Origin of the sequence: Kineothrix sp. MB12-C1 (genome assembly GCF_030863805.1) — a bacterium.
In the GTDB taxonomy this organism is placed as follows: Bacteria; Bacillota; Clostridia; order Lachnospirales; family Lachnospiraceae; genus Kineothrix.
The window spans coordinates 3667550-3685519 of the sequence record NZ_CP132957.1 but is presented as its reverse complement, the minus strand read 5'-3'; the positions used below and the strand labels follow the sequence as shown (position 1 = coordinate 3685519).

General features: G+C 42.2%; 18 protein-coding genes. 1 reads left to right on the top strand and 17 read right to left on the bottom strand.

All coding sequences use genetic code 11. From position 1 onward, the window contains the following. Nucleotides 1-10: 10 nt before the first annotated feature. The 3 genes from RBB56_RS16890 to RBB56_RS16880 form a co-directional block, all read right to left on the bottom strand. Nucleotides 11-1597: an NAD(P)H-dependent oxidoreductase gene (locus RBB56_RS16890; protein ID WP_306720125.1), complete on the bottom strand. Its 1587-nt coding sequence runs from the start codon at nucleotides 1595-1597 to the stop codon at nucleotides 11-13. Next, on the bottom strand, nucleotides 1597-2154 hold the full coding sequence (locus RBB56_RS16885; RefSeq protein ID WP_306720124.1) for a PadR family transcriptional regulator: 558 nt from the start codon (nucleotides 2152-2154) through the stop codon (nucleotides 1597-1599). Before RBB56_RS16885 ends, RBB56_RS16890 begins: the two co-directional genes overlap by 1 nt. Nucleotides 2155-2342: 188 nt before the next feature. Then, entirely contained in the window at nucleotides 2343-3590 is a 1248-nt protein-coding gene (locus RBB56_RS16880; protein WP_306720123.1) for a glutamate-5-semialdehyde dehydrogenase, read from the bottom strand. 171 nt (nucleotides 3591-3761) lie between these two features. On the opposite strand from RBB56_RS16880, the gene RBB56_RS16875 reads away from it, so the two are divergent. Beyond that, nucleotides 3762-4154, top strand: coding sequence for a helix-turn-helix domain-containing protein (locus RBB56_RS16875; protein ID WP_306720122.1), 393 nt, complete (start codon nucleotides 3762-3764; stop codon nucleotides 4152-4154). 15 nt (nucleotides 4155-4169) lie between these two features. Here the strand turns inward: RBB56_RS16875 and RBB56_RS16870 are convergent, their stop codons facing one another. The 14 genes from RBB56_RS16870 to RBB56_RS16805 all read right to left on the bottom strand — a co-directional run bounded on the left by RBB56_RS16870 (nucleotide 4170) and on the right by RBB56_RS16805 (nucleotide 17951). Continuing rightward, a complete protein-coding gene (locus RBB56_RS16870) occupies nucleotides 4170-4736 on the bottom strand; it encodes a 5-formyltetrahydrofolate cyclo-ligase (protein WP_306720121.1) in 567 nt (188 codons plus the stop codon). After that, the gene (locus tag RBB56_RS16865; protein WP_331526071.1) at nucleotides 4714-4953 is read right to left on the bottom strand and encodes a DUF896 domain-containing protein; all 240 of its coding nucleotides are present in this window, start codon (nucleotides 4951-4953) and stop codon (nucleotides 4714-4716) included. The genes RBB56_RS16870 and RBB56_RS16865 overlap by 23 nt, the downstream gene beginning before the upstream one ends. A 23-nt stretch (nucleotides 4954-4976) precedes the next feature. Further along, entirely contained in the window at nucleotides 4977-5900 is a 924-nt protein-coding gene (gene proB, locus RBB56_RS16860) for a glutamate 5-kinase (protein ID WP_306720120.1), read from the bottom strand. 82 nt (nucleotides 5901-5982) lie between these two features. Beyond that, a complete protein-coding gene (locus tag RBB56_RS16855) occupies nucleotides 5983-7617 on the bottom strand; it encodes an NAD(P)/FAD-dependent oxidoreductase (protein WP_334307478.1) in 1635 nt (544 codons plus the stop codon). Nucleotides 7618-7699: 82 nt separating this feature from the next. After that, nucleotides 7700-8920: an NAD(P)/FAD-dependent oxidoreductase gene (locus tag RBB56_RS16850; RefSeq protein WP_306720118.1), complete on the bottom strand. Its 1221-nt coding sequence runs from the start codon at nucleotides 8918-8920 to the stop codon at nucleotides 7700-7702. Between the two features lie 260 nt (nucleotides 8921-9180). Further along, a complete protein-coding gene (locus RBB56_RS16845) occupies nucleotides 9181-9813 on the bottom strand; it encodes a hypothetical protein (protein WP_306720117.1) in 633 nt (210 codons plus the stop codon). Between the two features lie 80 nt (nucleotides 9814-9893). Further along, nucleotides 9894-11567, bottom strand: a complete 1674-nt coding sequence (locus RBB56_RS16840) for an oligosaccharide flippase family protein (RefSeq protein ID WP_306720116.1) — start codon at nucleotides 11565-11567, stop codon at nucleotides 9894-9896. 81 nt (nucleotides 11568-11648) lie between these two features. Continuing rightward, on the bottom strand, nucleotides 11649-12152 hold the full coding sequence (gene ybeY, locus RBB56_RS16835) for an rRNA maturation RNase YbeY (RefSeq protein WP_306720115.1): 504 nt from the start codon (nucleotides 12150-12152) through the stop codon (nucleotides 11649-11651). Next, a complete protein-coding gene (locus tag RBB56_RS16830) occupies nucleotides 12136-13323 on the bottom strand; it encodes a hypothetical protein (RefSeq protein WP_306720114.1) in 1188 nt (395 codons plus the stop codon). Before RBB56_RS16830 ends, ybeY begins: the two co-directional genes overlap by 17 nt. Beyond that, nucleotides 13310-14341 carry a PhoH family protein gene (locus RBB56_RS16825; RefSeq protein WP_306720113.1) on the bottom strand — a complete coding sequence of 344 codons (1032 nt, stop codon included), beginning with the start codon at nucleotides 14339-14341 and terminating at the stop codon, nucleotides 13310-13312. The genes RBB56_RS16830 and RBB56_RS16825 overlap by 14 nt, the downstream gene beginning before the upstream one ends. 55 nt (nucleotides 14342-14396) lie before the next feature. Then, complete coding sequence (locus tag RBB56_RS16820) at nucleotides 14397-15653, bottom strand: sporulation protein YqfD (protein WP_306720112.1); 1257 nt, start codon at nucleotides 15651-15653, stop codon at nucleotides 14397-14399. Between the two features lie 117 nt (nucleotides 15654-15770). After that, nucleotides 15771-16082 carry a YabP/YqfC family sporulation protein gene (locus tag RBB56_RS16815; RefSeq protein ID WP_306720111.1) on the bottom strand — a complete coding sequence of 104 codons (312 nt, stop codon included), beginning with the start codon at nucleotides 16080-16082 and terminating at the stop codon, nucleotides 15771-15773. 23 nt (nucleotides 16083-16105) lie between these two features. After that, nucleotides 16106-17410 (bottom strand): pyrimidine-nucleoside phosphorylase, encoded by a 1305-nt coding sequence (locus RBB56_RS16810; RefSeq protein ID WP_306720110.1) that lies wholly within the window; start codon nucleotides 17408-17410, stop codon nucleotides 16106-16108. Beyond that, nucleotides 17397-17951 (bottom strand): phosphatase PAP2 family protein, encoded by a 555-nt coding sequence (locus RBB56_RS16805; protein WP_306720109.1) that lies wholly within the window; start codon nucleotides 17949-17951, stop codon nucleotides 17397-17399. The genes RBB56_RS16810 and RBB56_RS16805 overlap by 14 nt, the downstream gene beginning before the upstream one ends. Nucleotides 17952-17970: the final 19 nt, after the last annotated feature.

The window sequence follows — 17970 nt, the reverse complement described above, 5'->3', positions numbered from 1 at the left end:
GCATCTGCACTTATCCTCTAGCATATTGTGCCGGATACCATTTTTGAAACCATGCCGTGAACACACCCATCAGCATAGGAAGGGCTGAATTGATTAGCCCTACATAGGGAGAAAATCTCGTTCCCATCAGAATATAAGTCCAAACCGGTATAACAAGATATAGAACACCCCAGGCGGCAGTCAGTATACGGTTCGTACTGATAAAAAGCGGATTTGCAAAGGCTTTTTCCCCGCCGTAGCCCTTTGCACTGTAATGAGCGGTCAGGGGAATCTTAGGAAACGCACCGATAAGCCACATCAGCCCAAATATCAAATAACTGCCGGAAACAATAACCCTTGCATCCATTCCAAGTAAAACTGCCAGCGAAAGTCCCGCTACAATAGGAATGCTGACTTGCTCGTAGATAACAGGACGGAATACAATCCATAACAGAGGAATGAGTGCAGCGGCAACTATGCCTGTCGCGCTGCCGACAATAGGATCTATTGCGATTGCAGCCCAGATGATAATCCACGGTGCAAGCAAAAGAAGCATATTGGTCGTTCGCAATGTCTGATGTTCCGTCCTCTTTGGCGGCATTTGCACACCGAACAATTCATCCCATTTTAGCATAAGGTTAAAATCACCAATAACCTTATAAAGACGTTGAAATAATGCTTCCTGTCCGGTAATCTCCCCACGGGCAATAGAACGCCAAACCGAGTATGGCGTTTCAATCCTCGTCGTGTACGGCTTAAAATTGTCTGCTATGACCTCTGAACCATGCTTCGTCAGCAGAATTTGATAGGTTTTCTCGATATCAGTGTAATAAAACTCCACGATACGCTCCACACTGTCCGGCCTATATAAAGCTGCCATCTGCGTTGTAAAGTTCAGACTATCGTCTATAGGAGCTGTCGAATCCCCATCTTTGGCAATTCCCCACGAAGCATCTGCCATTTTCTCAAACACATTGCGGGGATACAGGGGTTCCATAAGCTCCTCCTGTGTTCCGACATGAATCCCTCCGTCGGCATACTCTGTCCCTGCACGGCATATGACTTCCAAATATGCATCTGTGCGGGCTTTCACTTCCGGTATACGGAACAATTCTCCCTGGCCGCAGAAAATTGTCGTATAGTTACTCTTTCCAAAAAAGTGGTCAAACATAGAGATAACTGCTTCATAATTGCCTTCCGGCGTCCAAAAACCGCAGGTCGAAATCACAAGGTGCCTTTGATGGCTCAAATCGTGCCGTGCCGGATGACCGCCGCTCTCTGTGCCCTCTGCCATAAACGGTAAATTTAATGGTAACTGACGATCGATTAGATTTTTCAAGCTGCCGGGAACGCTATAATAATACAGCGGGAAAGACCAAATAATCACATCGGCATCAATCATTTTGGTGAGAATTTGGTCCATTCCATCCTTTATAACACATTTTCCCGGCGTTTTATCCCAACAAGAGAAGCACCCCAAACACCCCTTTACATCTGTTTTTGCCACATCAATTACTTCTGCATCCGACCACCCTGCTCCATCTAAAAAGGAGTGGGTCAAACGCATAGTATTGCTTCGCTCCCCTTTCGGCGAACCGTTTAAGACCAAAACGTTCATCACTTCTCCCCCTCTAGAATAGCGATTGCTTTATTAGCCCAATCAAGGCTGGCATCATAGTATAACTCACCGTAAAGGATGGAAAGTTCCCAAAATTTAGTCTTCTTCTCATCCTCTATCATCGCCCTGTATTCCGTAGTTGCGATATGGGCGGCACTCAATGAATTTCTGCTTTCAATACATTTGTCCCGATATTTCCGAATCATATCGATTGATTGCTCAATACTTGTTTCACCTGCAAAGAAAACACGCATAAGAAATGCACTCTTAACACGCATTGCATCAGCAGTATCCGACTCCGGCAGTAACAGCCAATTCTCAAGTTCTTCTTTTCCGCTGTCCGTTATAGTATATACCCGCTTGTTTGGCTTTTCCGTTTGCATAATGCGTTCACTTGTCAGCCAGCCGCTCCGTTCCATAGAATCCAACTCACGATAAATCTGACTGGTTTTTGCCTGCCAGAAAAACGATAGAGAAGCCTTAAAAGCCTTATCCAATTCATATCCCGTCATTGAGCCGTAATTTAGTAGACCTAACAGACCATGCTTAAGTGACATATCAATACCCCCTTTGTTTAATACTCAATAAGTTGATTATAAAATAAGATAAATATACTGTCAAGGTTAAGACGCTATATTCCCCTTTTCCGGCCTCCCAAATAAGTTACAGATTTATGGCAAGAAAAAGCCGCAGGACGTCAAAATCCTACGGCAAATCCCAAAAGTCGAAAACATTCTTATCACTTCTAAGGACGTACGTGCCAATCGCCCTCTATCGTATATTTATAAGATGTTAATTCCTTTAATCCCATCGGCCCTCTCGCATGAAGCTTCTGAGTACTGATTCCGATTTCTGCGCCGAAACCGAATTCAAATCCATCGCTGAATCTCGTAGAAGCATTGGCGTAGACGCAAGCCGCATCTACTTCCCGCAAGAACTTATCGGCATTTTCCTTATTTTGCGTCAGAATTGCTTCGGAATGCTTCGTATTGTATCTGTTAATATGGGCAATCGCTTCTTCTATGGATGAAACAGTCTTTATGGCAATGATATAATCTAAATATTCTCTTTCGTAATCTTCTTCTGTTGCCGGTATGGCATCTGCAATGACTTCTCTCGTTCTCTCATCACCACGCATTTCCACCTTATATTCCCGGAACGCTTCCGCTATCATTGGCAAGAATCTTTCTCTCACCGCCTCATGTACGAGCAATGATTCACACGCATTACATACACCGATACGCTGGGTCTTAGCATTAACAATAATCGGAACCGCCTTTTCCAGGTCTGCACTCTCATCCACATAAATATGGCAATTTCCCGTTCCCGTTTCTATGACCGGAATCGTACTATTCTCCACAACACTTCGGATCAGCCCTGCGCTTCCTCTCGGAATTAATACATTTACATAACGGTTCAACTTCATAAACTGTTTCGTCACTTCTCTGTCTGTGCTTTCGATCAACTGAATAGCATCCTCGCACACTCCGCAAGAACGAAGTGCTTTTCGGATGGAGGCGGCAATTGCGATATTGGAACATACGGCATCGCTTCCTCCTTTTAAAATCACGGCATTTCCGGATTTAAAGCAAAGTCCGAAGGCGTCTGCTGTTACATTCGGTCTGGATTCATAGATAATTCCTACTACGCCAAGGGGAACTCTTCTCTTTTGAATGTGCAGTCCGTTCGGACGGTCATACGTTTCCAGCACCTCACCGATGGGATCTTCTAACTCTACTATCTGATATAGCCCCTCGGCCATGGACTTGATTCTATCGGCTGTCAGCCTCAGTCTATCCACCATTCCCGGATGCATGCCGTTGGACTCACCATTCGCTATATCTTTTTCATTTTCTTTCAGAATCGACTCTGTATCTGCAATTAACGTCTCTCCTGTTTTTTGCAGCACTTCATTCTTTTTTTCCTTAGAGAGCCCCTGCAACTCGAAGCTCGCTGCTTCTGCTTTTTGTCCCATCATTTCCAAACTTATCATAGGTCATCCTCCTTTTAGATTTTATTAAAATTTTCACAATATTTAGTTGTAAATCTAATATTTCTCACATTAGTTTGTGATTATTATACATACTTATTTTTGTTGTATGATATGATTCCCACAACACATCGAAGTATAACTCATAAGCTATAAGAAAGGTAGGGCACCATTATGTCAGAAATATCCGATATTGTCAAAGGCTTAAGGGAGAACAATCGCCTGAAGCAAAGGGAAGTTGCCGATTATCTCGGAATCTCACAACAGGCCTATTCTTATTATGAACTGGATAAAAGAGAACTCCCGGCTCGTCATGTAGTCAATTTAGCGAAACTTTATAATGTAAGTACCGACTATATTCTAGGTATAGAACCTGACTTTGCGGGTTCGTATGATTTGACCTCCAAATATATACAAGATATCTCGTTGAAGGACATGCTTTGGAATCTTAAAAAGCTAAATAAAGTGAACCGTCAGGAAGCAGTCAAATATCTCGCGTATCTGAATAACACACAATCCAAGCAGACGCAAGTTCCGAAACCTTCCACCGCTTCCAAAAATGAATAAGTAATAATAAGTTATTTAATATATGTTTTCTTCCGTTATCACCATATTCGGCTTCCTATCATGCTCCTCCGTCGGTACCTTCTGCGCTAATTGGCATTCAAAGCATACCGCCACTGTGGGGAGCTGCGGATATCTCTCTAAGTACCTGTCGTAATAGCCTTTACCATAGCCCATTCGATTATGCTCCCTGTCAAAGACACTGCCCGGCATTATCATCAAGCATCTTTCCATGCTGATATCCCTTCCGCAAAGGAGTCTTTGCCCACTTGGCATCGGTTCTCTGATTCCCATATATCCCATGGACAGATCTTCCATTCCTGCTATCCGATAAAATTCCATTTCCTCTCGATCAATTCTAGGACAGTATACTTTTTTCCCTCTGCTTAACGTTTCTTTAATAAACTCTTCTGTTTCCACTTCACTTTTATAATTTACATAACAAAGAATAGACTCCGCTTCTTGATAAATATCCATCCGAGTTATCTTATCCATTATATTCCGACTTTTCTCGGCTCGTTCCCCTTTCGGCATTTCGTCTCTCTTCTTCAGTATACTCTTTCTAATGCGTCTTTTTATCTCCATACTTTTCTCCCAGATTAGTTATGGACCCATCCTCCTCCTGGATATTTACATTGTTAAGCTGTCCCCTCAGGTTCGCTCTAATATTGGCGATATACTCGCTTCGAAGAGCCGCCTGCTCTTTCTTCTCCTCTTCGTTCAATCCTTCCGCCTTTGACTTACGATATAATTCATTGATTCTCTCAATCTTTTTATCCATGCTTTCCATTTCAATAGCCATGCCTTTCTCATAATCTGTAAATTTTAATAATTATTCATCTTTTCCACGAATTCAGGTAAATCAAAATACTTCTTCTCAGTACCTGCAAATAACGTCCCTATGTTATTACCATCCAATATACGGTGTAAGACCTTAATATCTTTGCTGTTTGCGATAATCATATCGATATTGGAACTTGTAGCGATCTGAGCTGCGATAAGCTTCGTATTCATACCGCCAGTCCCTACGCTACTCCCTGTAGTAGCCTTTCCCATATCCATGAGTTCATCGGTAAGCTCTTCTACCACTTCGATGAATTTCGCTTCTGTATTCGTCCTTGGATCATCCGTATATAGTCCATCGATATCCGAGAGGAGAATCAAAAGATCCGCACCGACCAAAGCTGCTACAATAGCTGACAACGTATCATTATCCCCTATTTCAATTTCATAGGTCGCTACCGTATCGTTTTCATTTACGATGGGAATAGCTCCCAATTTAAAAAGCTCGGAGAAAGTGTTGTGGGCATTGTAACGGTTCAAATTATCCACAATCGTGTTCTTTGTCATAAGTATTTGCGCTGCTACCTGATTATATTCCGCGAATATTTTCTGATAGGTCATCATCAGCCTTGCTTGTCCTATCGCCGCACAAGCCTGTTTGACCGCAATCGGATTATCCTCATCCAAATGATTGATATCTTTAATATGTACTGCCTTTTTCCCTACTGCAATTGCACCGGAAGTCACAAGCACCACATCTTTTCCCCTATTTCTCATATCACAAAGCTCTCTGACGAGAACATCTAGCTTCGTATAATCCAAATCTCCTGTCTCAGGGTGTTGCAAGGAGGAGGAACCTATCTTTACAACAATTCGTTTTTTATCTTTTATTCTTTCTCTTAAATAGTTTCTCCTTGCGGCAGTCTCATCCTGACTTTTTTGCTTCTCCAGTTTTATCGTTTCCATCGGACTTTCTTATCCTCCATCCTGTTTTCTCTCGTAACTGTTAGGTTCCTTCACAGTTACCTCTCGCTTTCGTACCAGATCACTATCTATATGGACGGCCTTCTATAAAAGGCTTATATTCTTCCGCAATCCACTGTGCGATCTTTATTCCATCCATTGCGGCCGACATGATACCACCGGCATATCCGACCCCTTCTCCGCAAGGATAGAGTCCTCGCAATCTGGATTGTCCGGATGTATCCCTATGAATTCGCACAGGTGAAGATGTTCGGCTCTCAACCCCTGAAATCAGCATTTGCTCCGATGCAAATCCGGGAATCATTCTCCCAAACTGTTCTATCCCTTCAATAAATGCCCGATTGATAACTTCCGGCATAATCTCATGCACATCGGCAAATTCCCACAATCCCTTTATTTGAGGAGCATAGGTATCGCCGGATACAGCAGCTTTTTCATTTATTACTGCCATTTTGAAATCTCCATAGTATTCCACAGGTACTTTTCCCTTGCACAAGTTATAAGCTTTCTCTTCCAGACTGCGTTGAAATGTAATTCCTGCAAGAGGATGGTCGCTTCCATAATCTTGCGGTGTCACAGAGACGATAATCGCACTGTTGGCATTTCTTCCATCCCGCTTGCTATAACTCATGCCGTTTACCGCAAGCTTTCCCTCTTCGGAAGAAGCGTTAACTACATAGCCGCCCGGGCACATGCAGAAGGAATAAACTCCCCTTCCTTCTTTTGTTTTCGCTGCCAGCTTGTACGCGGCCGGTGGAAGAAGCCCTTGCTCTTGTCTGCCATACTGCGAATCATCGACCATACTCTGGGGATGCTCCACCCTCATACCCACCGCAAAAGCCTTAGCCTCCATAGGGACTTCTCTTTGATACAGCATCTCGAAAGTATCTCTGGCGCTGTGTCCAATCGCCAGCACTGTCACTTCAGCCTCTAGCCTTTCCTGGCCTCTTTTTGCATTCTCAGTAATGACCGCCTGTACTTTACCGCCTTCAAATATAATATCCGACACCTTCGTATCGAACCGTATCTCCCCTCCATGTTCGATAATGGTCTGCCTCATATTTCTGACCACATCCATTAAGACATCGGTTCCTATATGGGGCTTTCCATCGTATAAAATAGATTCTTGCGCCCCTGCCTGCACAAAAATAGACAGAACCTCTTTATTCAGCCCATCTTTATCTTTTACAAGAGTATTTAATTTTCCATCTGAAAAAGTTCCGGCGCCGCCTTCACCAAATTGTACATTGCAATCTACATTCAATTGCCCGCCTGCCCAGAACCGGTCTACCTCTGCCTTACGTGCATCCACATCCTTTCCCCGCTCCAAAAGAAGGGGACGATAACCATGAAGTGCCAACATATAACCGCAAAATAAGCCGGCCGGACCTGTTCCTATGATAATGGGTCTGTTAGTTAATTCTTTTGTCCCATAATCAGGAAAACGGTACTGTACAGGCGTAACTATGCTTATTTGATTATTGTTACATCTTTTCACTACGTCCTGTTCAGCATTGACTGCTACATCTACCGTATAACTATAATAAACATCCGGTTTCTTCCTGGCATCGATAGAACGTTTCACAATTTCATAGGTAAAACTATCTTTTTTCGAAAGCTTCAGCAGCTTTCTTATCTTTGCTTCCATCTCATCGCCCTTATGCCCGGGCAATAACTTCAATTGATTAATTCGAATCATTTTAACAACCGTATCTTTCCATGTATTCTTACGGTCAGCGCAGTAAATGCACAGACCTGCTGAACAGCTACTATTATTCTCGTTATACTGCCGCATTCTTCCCGGCAACGAAACCGCTTGTCCACGCCCACTGCAAGTTATAACCACCGCATCGCCCATCGATATCCAGAAGTTCACCTGCGAAATAGAGTCCCGGAACTAATAGGGACTCGAGGGAAGATGTCACTTCTTTCATATTCACACCACCGGCACTGACCTGTGCGTGATCAAAGGAATTCGCCGCTACTACATGAGTACATAGCTTCCGATAGGAGAAAAGGAGCTTCTTTAGCCGTTCTTTTCCAATCTTATGAGCCTCCTCGGAGGGCTTAATGCCCGCTTGTCTCAACATAACCATATTAATCTTCTTATTTGCCATACCGATAAGAAATTCTTCTGCATTTTTGCCGCTTAAATCTTCCGTTCTTCTTCGGCACATTTCCTCATATTCTGCCTCCTCCCAATCGGGGAAGAAATCTATGTAAACAGGTACTTCTTTTCTCTCTTTCAGTAAATAAGCCGCTGTCCGACTGAATTGAAATACAGGGATACCGGAAATTCCATAATCCGTAAACTGCACCTCTCCTCTCTCTACCTGTATCGGCGAATTCTTTTCCCCAAGACTTAAAGATGCCTCGCATCGAACCCCCGCTGCTATCTTAAAGAAATCCTCTCTGCATCTTAGTTGCACCAATGCCGGTACCGTATCTACCAAACGATGGCCGAGTCCTCTTGCCAAACGATAGCCGCTTCCATCCGAGCCGGTCTTAGGTGCTGCACATCCGCCGCAAGTTAGCACTACACGGTCATAGCACTCTCCTTTTCCCCCTACTTTCACGAGAAACTCATTTCCTTTACCGAGTACTTCTATAGCAGTCACTTCGGACTGCAATTCTACCCTTACACTAAGCTTATTAATTTTTAACCGCAAAATATCGAGAACGGTAGAAGCTTGCTCTGAAAGAGGATATAAATAACCATTTCTTTCCTTGCTAAGCATACCCCCTTCCAGGAAAAAGGAAATAGTATCTGTTACAGAAAACTGTTCGAACAAATGCTCCAGCTTATCCGTATTCTGTCCATAATAATATGCTGTGTTAAAATCCCTGTTGGAATAATTGCATTTTCCATTGCCAGTAGCGAGTATTTTCTTCCCTATGCGGTCATTTTTTTCATAAATTGTCACCTGTCCACCACTGTTTGCCGCAGTAATGGCTGCCATCATACCGGAAGCACCGCCGCCGATAACTGCTATTTTCTTCACTTACCTGTCCTCGTACCTTTTCCATGTATTCTTACGGTCAGCGCAGTAAATGCGCAGACCTGTTGAATAATTACTTTATTTTACTGTAGCTGCTCAGTGCCTCCGCAGCTACATTGAAAATCCATTAAAATCACCTTCGGTGATGGGATTTTCATTTACTCTTCCACGTATTCTTACGGTCAGCGCAGTAAATGCGCAGACCTGTTGAATAATTACTTTATTTTACTACTAATTAACGTATTGTACAAGCGTCATTGCCGTCAACTCGAATAAGATTCCAAAAAGTTATACAACTCCTCTTCCGATGCTATATACTTTCTTTGTATGACCTCTTGTTTCAATCCATCAGGAAGTGTATCGATGGAAATATTCGTACCCATATAAATGGTCTTCAAATCATCACAATAGACGACCACAAAGTTCTTCTCATTAACCAAATAAAAGCTCGTGCTTAATTCTCTGAAAATATAACTCTTACGAATCCTCACTTTATCCCGGGAGAAAGAAACGACCTCCACACTTACGAAACCAAGCTCCTGGTCCGCCAGCGATGGCGACTGTTGATACAACTCCATCTCCCTGACGAAACGATCCCTGTTCATACCAATATATTTCTCCGGTACTTTCCACTTCGTTTCCACAGAGGTCTCCTTTTTCAGGTCCACTTCCTCGATAACATATTGTGTATCCGCATTGATAACTTGTTCTTCCTCGAAGGACGTGGGGATGACTTGGGGCTGTTCCTGTACGAGTGCACTTTTTTGTTTTACCGATTCTTCCCTGTATTTGCCCGGATAGAATTCTTCCTGCAGCTTCATATGCGAATAAAACCCAAAGGTATACATTCCCATGGGTATAATAAAAAAAAGACTGATACGTTTTACAAATTTCATTTTACAACTCTCCTTATGAGTGTACCTCAACTCATTTGTAAATAGTATCAGTCAAATTTATAAATTTTATTCCACATCTTCTATATCAAATGCAAACGCACTGCAATCGATGTAATAATATTCCCTCCGGTCATTTCTTCTAACTCTTCTTTGCGAACACCTCGCAGCACAATAAGAAATACATGATAAGTAATAAGATATACGACTATACATAGAAGCAATGTTATCACATTGCCTGCAAAGGATAAAAGCAACTTATTAAGCAGCATTCCTATCAAAGCAGAAGTACCCGCCGCAATCAATGTCACTGCGAACGTACGAACCCACTCTTGTGAATATTTCATATGCCTCATCACACCGAAGAAGCATACAACACAAGAGGCAAGGTAAAAGAGAATGCTTCCGCATACGACTGCTGTAATTCCGAGCTGTGTATTATTCAACAATAAAATAATAAGGATTAAATGTGATAAAAAGGCGATAAAACCGCCGAGCATCACTATCTGCAACTTACGGATACGCTGTAAAATAGCCGTCAAAAAATAAGTGAACGAAGCCAGTACGATCACTGCGCTTCCCGATTGTATCAATAAAACCGCTGTCTTTATATCACCCTTGAACAATATGCTCGCAATCGGCTCCGCTAAAACAGCAATTAAAAAAGCACACGGAATAGAAAAAATAGAGAGCTGATGAATGCTCCTTCTCAATTCTTCCCTTACCCCTCCTTGATCCTGTCTATCATAAAGTTGTCCGATTTTCAGAACAGCCCCGGTGAGCGGAAGTGTACATAGAACAACTGCTGCTCCTATGACCACGCTATATTTGCCATAATAGACACCCCAATGAGCCACCCTTAAGGAGTCTTTTCCGGCTATATTCATGGCATAATTAAATATCCGTTGATCCACCAAATAATTCATATGATACAACAAGGCACATATGCTATAGGGCAATGCGGTCGTAAAAAGCATAGATACTATCTGAAGGCCCGACTCTGTCGCTCTGCTGCTATCTTTTCCCACTTGCTTCTTCCATTGTCTCGCATAGAGAATATAAATAAACAGAAGGTGCAGTGCTCCGAATATGCAGGCTGCCGTAAGACCTAAGATTGCGCCCATGGCACCATAAGCCGCCGCATATTCTTCGTTTTTCAAAAGTGCTGCCACTTTAAGTCCATAGGCATAGGCTATAGACGCAAGAATCAGACTGGAGACAAACATAATTACTCTCTCCAGAAGCTGTGAATGTACGGTAGGCATTGCAGAACCCATTCCTTGAAAGTATCCCCGAAGCACTCCTATTATAAAAGAAAGCATAACAGCAGGCGCTGCTGCCGCAATTGTGAGATAGCTCAGCTTCTCTAACAAGAGAATCTCTGCGATTGGCTGGGATAGCACAAAAAGAATACAAGCAAACAGTCCTCCTGATATAATAGAAAAAAGCAAGGCACTGCGAAACACCTTACCGGCATTTTTGTATTGTTCTCTTTTCATCCGATATTTGATAAGAACTGCCACTGCTCTGGATATCCCGTAAGATATTACTGCGGTACTCACCAAAAACAGTTCCATACCGGCTGCAAAAAAGCCGATTCCTTTATCTCCTATCATTCGCCCGAGAGGAATGCGAATTAAAAGTACAATTAAATAAGCAATTAACCCTGTTGCCATGATAATATCTTTTTTCTTTTTCCTCTCGGTGCCTTTTCTTCTCGGTAAATGTTTCATGTCTGTTGTTCCTTTATTTTTCATCCCATTGGTTACAATAATCAATTTTGTCTGAATTTATTTTTAATCTCTCTATTTTTGATTTTTATCTTTAAACTTTTACTTTTAACTTTCATCCCTCGTAATATGAAGCCGATCGAGTATCTCTTCCTGCTTCTTTTCCATAACAGCCGCTTCCTCCGCCTCCATGTGGTCATAACCGCATAAATGGAACATGCTATGTGCCACGAGAAAAGCAAATTCTCTGCGCTGGCTGTGGCCGTAACTTTCCGCCTGTTCTTTTACTTTTTCCACTGAGATAATAATATCTCCAAGTACCAGCTCTCCGCTATCCGGATCAAAACAATCCGCTGTCTCCTCCAATATTGCAAAATCAGAGGGAGTCTCATAGTCTACATTCGGAAAAGAAAGCACGTCCGTCTCCTTATCGAAACCGCGGTATTCTTTATTAAAAGTACGAATACCTTCATTATCCGTAAGAAGAACACTAACCGTTGCCTCATACGGACAACCTTCACGATCCAATACTTCCGTCATAATCTGATTCACAATATCTTCTATAGAAAAAGGGAATTCTACCCCCGTTTCATTCTCAACGTAAGAAGTCATAATATAGTTTTTCCTCCAAGAACACCTTTTTTATCGTATTTAGTTCACTTATGCTGATAAGGCTTTCATCTAATGTTCCGCTCTCTATTCTCTTTCGAAAGATAGCATCCATCAAAAGCGGATAGTTTAAAATTACGTTCGCATCCTTTTTAAACATACCTTTCACTACCGTAATAACTGCATCTGAAAGCTTTAATACTGCCGCTTCTTTGGATTGTGTTCCCTCTGGCTTTTTCCAATATTCCTTCAGAAGGTTCATCAAAGCCGGCGGAAAATCGTTTGCCCGTCCGACTTCCTCTACATTCTCCCACGTGTTTTCCCCTTTTAGCATACCAATGCGGTGATAATAACCGCCTACCTGCAAAAGAGTGACATCCATAGAAAGATTTTTTGCGACTTTCGCACATAAATGTGCCGTATGTATCGCATGAAAATATTCTTCTTTATCCTTTTCCTTCAGCTCAATAAGCAATGGATTTCCTTGAAAACTCAGCTTCCTATATTCTTCGCTATACTTATGCATAACAGAAACACTGAAATACCGGAATACTGCCATCATAAGAAGCCAGGTAACGGATACATTGATGATAGGTATCAAAAATAGTTCCAACGAGAAAACCTCATTGACAGGTAAAACATATACCGCGCTCATCGCTACAAAGAAAAGCAACTGTGCCGCAAATGTCCTTACGCCCACTTCATACTTCTCATCCAACTCCCGAAATAAAGCAATCACTACCGTACCAGTCACAAAATACAGAAAAAAATCTGCCGCTCCCGCATTACCCCCATGAAGCACTGTAAGTAGCAAAAGTAATGCTCCTGCCACAAGACCGATAAAAGAACCGGAAAACAGACTAAGAGTGAGAAAAATCACAGGATAAGGCCAACCCGCTGCCGGAATAATAGGAAACCCCACCGCGCATAGAAGGCTGATAAGAAACAGAAAAAGAAATCTGCTTCTATGTTCCGCATTATCGTAAGAGAGAAATCCCTTCTGTACATCATGCGCCAGCAAATAAAGGATAGTCCCCATCCCTAATAAAGAGATTATCACATTGCGGGCAATTTCTACTGTCTGTATGCGGTAAAAGTATCCCGCGGCTGCCGTTATCACCCCCACCAGAGCGAAAGAAATAGCTGCAATTACTGTATTTTTATTTTTTTCCATATCCCGTATTCCTGCTTCCGCGCTTATCGCGTGCATTGTTATCCCTAGTCTTATTGCGTTCCGATACCCTCTCATAATCTTCATATGCCTTTACAATTTTCTGTACCAGAGGGTGGCGCACCACGTCCTTACTCGTCAAATTACAAAAAGCGATATCCTTTATTTTCGAAAGTACGCGTACCGCTACATCGAGTCCCGATTTATCGCCGGGAGCCAGATCCTTTTGTGTCGCGTCACCCGTTATAATGACTTTAGAACCGAATCCGATTCTCGTTAAGAACATTTTCATCTGCGCCGGCGTAGTATTCTGTGCTTCATCCAAAATAATATAAGCATTATCTAACGTACGCCCTCTCATATATGCGAGCGGTGCTACTTCAATCAACCCTTTTTCCATATTCTTGGCAAAGTTCTCCGCTCCCATGATCTGATGCAGCGCATCGTATAAAGGTCTTAAATAAGGATCCACTTTACTCTGCAAGTCTCCCGGAAGGAATCCTAACTTCTCGCCCGCTTCGATGGCCGGTCTCGTCAATATAATACGGCTCACCTCCTCATTCTTAAAGGCAGTGATTGCCATCGCCATCGCCAGATACGTCTTACCCGTTCCTGCCGGCCCCAATCCAAATACGACCATATTATTTCGAATGGCGTCCACATACTGTTTCTGCCCTAAAGTCTTTGGCTTAATCGGTTTCCCGCTTATCGTATGGCAGATACAATCGCCATCTATCTCAATGAGTACATCTTCTTTGTTTTCCATTTCCATAGTTATCGCGTAATCCACATTCTGTTCCTGAATGATATTTCCTCTCTTAGATAATTCTATTAACTGTCTTACAATACTTTGTGCCCGCTTCACATCCTGCTCAACGCCGGATATCTTCACAACTCCGTCTCTGTCAACTATCGTCACATGAAAATCGTCTTCTATCTTCTTAACATAATGATCGTATTGTCCAAAGATATTGCGCATATGCTCTGCCGGAACTTCCATTCTGCTTTCATAGTGCCCCATGCACATAACCCCTACTCTTTATTTTATTCGTAACTGTTCAGTAGCCTAGTGACTTTTATTCTTCCGCCGCCTGATCCGCTTCTTCGCTTTCATCTACAGGCGCGGGGACAATAGGAATATTCTTTCCTGTCTTTTCTACAATCTGCAGATCCATATCCATCTGCCATGTTTTGTTTTTCTTACTTATTGTAACATTTTTTTTAATTATTTGAACCCCTTTTTCTTCTAAACTTTCGATAAATTTTGTCGATTTTTCAGAAAATATACTTTTTATCTCCTCCGTTGCATAAATATTGTCTTCGATCACATATTCCCTGTTAACTGTTTTCCCATAATAGATAGGCAAATAGAAATTCTCCAGAAGCTTCACCTGCTTTTTATCCGTTACTCTATCATAATCTGCATATGCTACCTTTCCTATACGAAAAACAAGCTCTTTACCGGAAAAAGAAAGAAAATATTCATTTTTCGTTTCCCCTGAATATACCTTCTGCTTATAGGTAAGAGGTAATTTCTCCTGCTTTTTCAAATTTCTTTTTATGTATATATCCGCATCCGCATCGTAATATTGATATTTTTTTACTGTGGCATCTTCGTTGTAAACAGGGACACTGCCACAGACGAGAACATCCCCTTTCTTCACCTCACTTTGCAAGGCCACTTGCGGAATACCTTTACGGGTCACCATACTTATGATTACACCATCGTTTTCTGCCACTAAATCAGAGCCAAAAGCATTATTCACCACCGTTTCTTCCTTACCTGCCGTATTGGTATCCACTTCATTTTCTTTAATCTGTATGGACAGTCTGGTACCCTCTATCTTCGCCGAGGTCCATGTTACAATAGGAAAATCCTGCCTTATCCTCTTCTCCAAGGTTTCAATATCTACATCTTTGCGCTGCATCCCTACATAAATATGGTTCCCCCGCAGAAAATCAAAAAATACATCCTCAGTAATACTATAATTCCCCGTGATATCTACCGCCCATATAAAAGTAGACATCCATACCCAGAAGAACAAACTCCCTAAAAGTCCGATAAGAAAGATCTTTCTGCGCTTCATTTTCGGTACAAAAAAAGGTAGTCCACAACGCTTCTGTATGGCTACCTTCGTCCCTGTTTTCTTCACAATAGGTTTTAACTTGCGAAACCCTTTTACCGTAATGCACATCGTATAATATTCCCCATGATTTTCAATATTCCAGAGAAATATATCACGATTACTACATAAATTCATAAATCGTTCAGGCGAATATCCCCATACTCTAATAAGGACATACCCTTTGATATATTGTATCAATTGAAGCATATGGCAACTCCTGTTTTCAATTCTTTTTCATTATAGTTCATACACTAAAGGTGATTTTAATGGATTTTCACAAAGCAATCTTTGCTTTTGTAACAGTGAGGATACCGACCATTACGCTTATCCTTCATAGGAATTATGATAGCGGACACATTCAATGTATCCGCTTATCTTCATATCTTCATTGGTATAATAATCGATAGACAACTTTCTCCCTACAATGCTTATCTGACAAGTCTTGCCCTGAAGCAATATCAGTTCTTCGGAATACTCAAGAATCCCTCTATAATTCTCTACAAAGGCATCCTTGTTTCCCGTTATCGTCACAATGGAGGCTCCCAGAACCGAATCCTTCGGAAGCTTTAACGACTCCACAACCATCTCTTTTTTTCTTTCTAATCTTTGTTTTCCACTTTGTTTATGCTTTCCCATCATAGAATAATATATGTTCGTTTTTACCGAATAATTCCTTTGATGAAAGGGCCTTTTTCCACCGGTGCATCTGTAAAGGAATAAGCCTTTATAAAACGTTCTCCGGCTGCCTCCATTTTCTGCTTGTCATTCCCGTGCAAAAATGCGAGGGTTTCTCCTTCTTCTACATAATCACCGACCTTTTTCTCAAGAACGAGTCCAACGGCTAAGTCGATCTCACTTTCCTTCGTCTCTCTTCCTCCTCCAAGCATAAGGGAGCAGATTCCAATTTCATCACATGCGATTTTCTCTACATATCCGGCCCTAGGAGCCGGAATCTTATCGATAAATCCGGCCTGGGGAAGTAGGTCTGTATTAAATACCGCTTCTTTACTTCCGCCCTGCGCCTCTATGAATTCTGCCAACTTATTCAGCGCTGAACCATCTGCAATCGTCTGTTCCAGCATTTTTCTCGCTTCTTTTTCATCTTTTGCCATTCCTCCGAGTTCCACCATATAAGAACCTAAGGTCAGACACAATTCGAGAAAATCATCCGGGCCATTTCCCTTTAAAGTCTCAATCGCTTCCTTTACTTCCAGGGCATTGCCCACCGCATATCCTAAGGGCTGGTCCATATCGGATATGACAGCGACGGCTTTTCTTCCTGCATTTTTTCCAAGTTCCACCATTTCCTTTGCCAAATCAAAGGCATCCGCTTCTTCCTTCATAAAGGCACCGCTTCCGGTCTTTACATCCAGCACTATTGCATCCGCTCCTGAAGCGAGCTTCTTACTCATAATGGAACTGGCAATTAATGACATATTATCCACTGTTGCCGTAACGTCTCGCAGCCCGTAAAGCTTTTTATCCGCAGGAGCCAAATCCGCAGTCTGTCCCATAATGGCAATTCCTATTTTATTTACATTAGCCGTGAACTGTTCTTCAGAAATCTCTGTAGAAAATCCTTCAAAACTTTCCAGCTTATCGATCGTTCCGCCTGTATGCCCGAGTCCTCGCCCACTCATTTTCGCCACTTTAATTCCGCATGCCGCTACCATGGGCGTTAAGGTAAGGGAAGTCTTATCTCCCACTCCGCCTGTGCTGTGCTTATCCACCTTAATTCCGTCAATCTTAGACAAATCCAACATATCTCCACTATGGGCCATAGCCATAGTAAGATATAATGTCTCTTCTCTATCCATTCCTACGAAATAGATTGCCATCATCATTGCGGACATCTGATAATCTGGAATCTGTCCACTGGTAAATCCGCTTACCATATATTCGATTTCCTCTTTGGTAAGCGTCCCTCCGTTTCTTTTCTTCATAATAAGATCATACATTCTCATGGCTGCTTTCTTCTCCTTTTCTATATTCCCATCTTTCCATTATCGTAAGGCCAACTATCCTAAATACAAAAACTGCTATCAGGATTCCCACCACGCTTCCTACCAATACATCCGTAGGCCAATGTACGAATAAATACAATCTGGAAAATGCAATCATACCCGCAAGTATTAAGGCTGCCGCACCCCATTTCTTATTCATCAGCCATAGAGAGGTTGCGGCAGCAAAGCTCGCCATGGAATGGCCCGAGGGAAAGGAATAATCGTGTGGATTTTTGATCAAAAGTTCCATCTCCGGGTACATCCAACACGGTCTCTCTCTTTCAAAAAAATTCTTTAAGAAAATATTCCCTAAGAGGAACGACCCCAATAAGGAAAAAAGAACAAGAAAGCCGACTTTCCTGTGTTTCTTCGTACAAATAAGAATAACGCCTACTACGATCCACAAGATTCCATTATCCCCCAGCAACGTAACATGAGAGAAAAGAAAATCCAGAAACGCCGTACGTAATTCCTGAATTGTCATTAATATATTGATTTCCATAAAGGCTACTCGCTTCCTC

Coding starts and splice junctions, on each gene's coding strand:
- ybeY (WP_306720115.1), bottom strand. CDS start 12,152: ATGACTTCTTACGTTGAGAATGAAACGGGGGTAGAATTCCCTTTTTCT.
- RBB56_RS16815 (WP_306720111.1), bottom strand. CDS start 16,082: ATGGGAAAGCATAAACAAAGTGGAAAACAAAGATTAGAAAGAAAAAAA.
- RBB56_RS16875 (WP_306720122.1), top strand. CDS start 3,762: ATGTCAGAAATATCCGATATTGTCAAAGGCTTAAGGGAGAACAATCGC.
- RBB56_RS16825 (WP_306720113.1), bottom strand. CDS start 14,341: ATGGGGCACTATGAAAGCAGAATGGAAGTTCCGGCAGAGCATATGCGC.
- RBB56_RS16885 (WP_306720124.1), bottom strand. CDS start 2,154: ATGTCACTTAAGCATGGTCTGTTAGGTCTACTAAATTACGGCTCAATG.
- RBB56_RS16820 (WP_306720112.1), bottom strand. CDS start 15,653: ATGCTTCAATTGATACAATATATCAAAGGGTATGTCCTTATTAGAGTA.
- RBB56_RS16805 (WP_306720109.1), bottom strand. CDS start 17,951: ATGGAAATCAATATATTAATGACAATTCAGGAATTACGTACGGCGTTT.
- proB (WP_306720120.1), bottom strand. CDS start 5,900: ATGGAAACGATAAAACTGGAGAAGCAAAAAAGTCAGGATGAGACTGCC.
- RBB56_RS16870 (WP_306720121.1), bottom strand. CDS start 4,736: ATGGAGATAAAAAGACGCATTAGAAAGAGTATACTGAAGAAGAGAGAC.
- RBB56_RS16830 (WP_306720114.1), bottom strand. CDS start 13,323: ATGGAAAAAAATAAAAATACAGTAATTGCAGCTATTTCTTTCGCTCTG.
- RBB56_RS16845 (WP_306720117.1), bottom strand. CDS start 9,813: ATGAAATTTGTAAAACGTATCAGTCTTTTTTTTATTATACCCATGGGA.
- RBB56_RS16855 (WP_334307478.1), bottom strand. CDS start 7,617: ATGATTCGAATTAATCAATTGAAGTTATTGCCCGGGCATAAGGGCGAT.
- RBB56_RS16890 (WP_306720125.1), bottom strand. CDS start 1,597: ATGAACGTTTTGGTCTTAAACGGTTCGCCGAAAGGGGAGCGAAGCAAT.
- RBB56_RS16810 (WP_306720110.1), bottom strand. CDS start 17,410: ATGAGAATGTATGATCTTATTATGAAGAAAAGAAACGGAGGGACGCTT.
- RBB56_RS16880 (WP_306720123.1), bottom strand. CDS start 3,590: ATGATAAGTTTGGAAATGATGGGACAAAAAGCAGAAGCAGCGAGCTTC.
- RBB56_RS16865 (WP_331526071.1), bottom strand. CDS start 4,953: ATGGCTATTGAAATGGAAAGCATGGATAAAAAGATTGAGAGAATCAAT.
- RBB56_RS16840 (WP_306720116.1), bottom strand. CDS start 11,567: ATGAAAAATAAAGGAACAACAGACATGAAACATTTACCGAGAAGAAAA.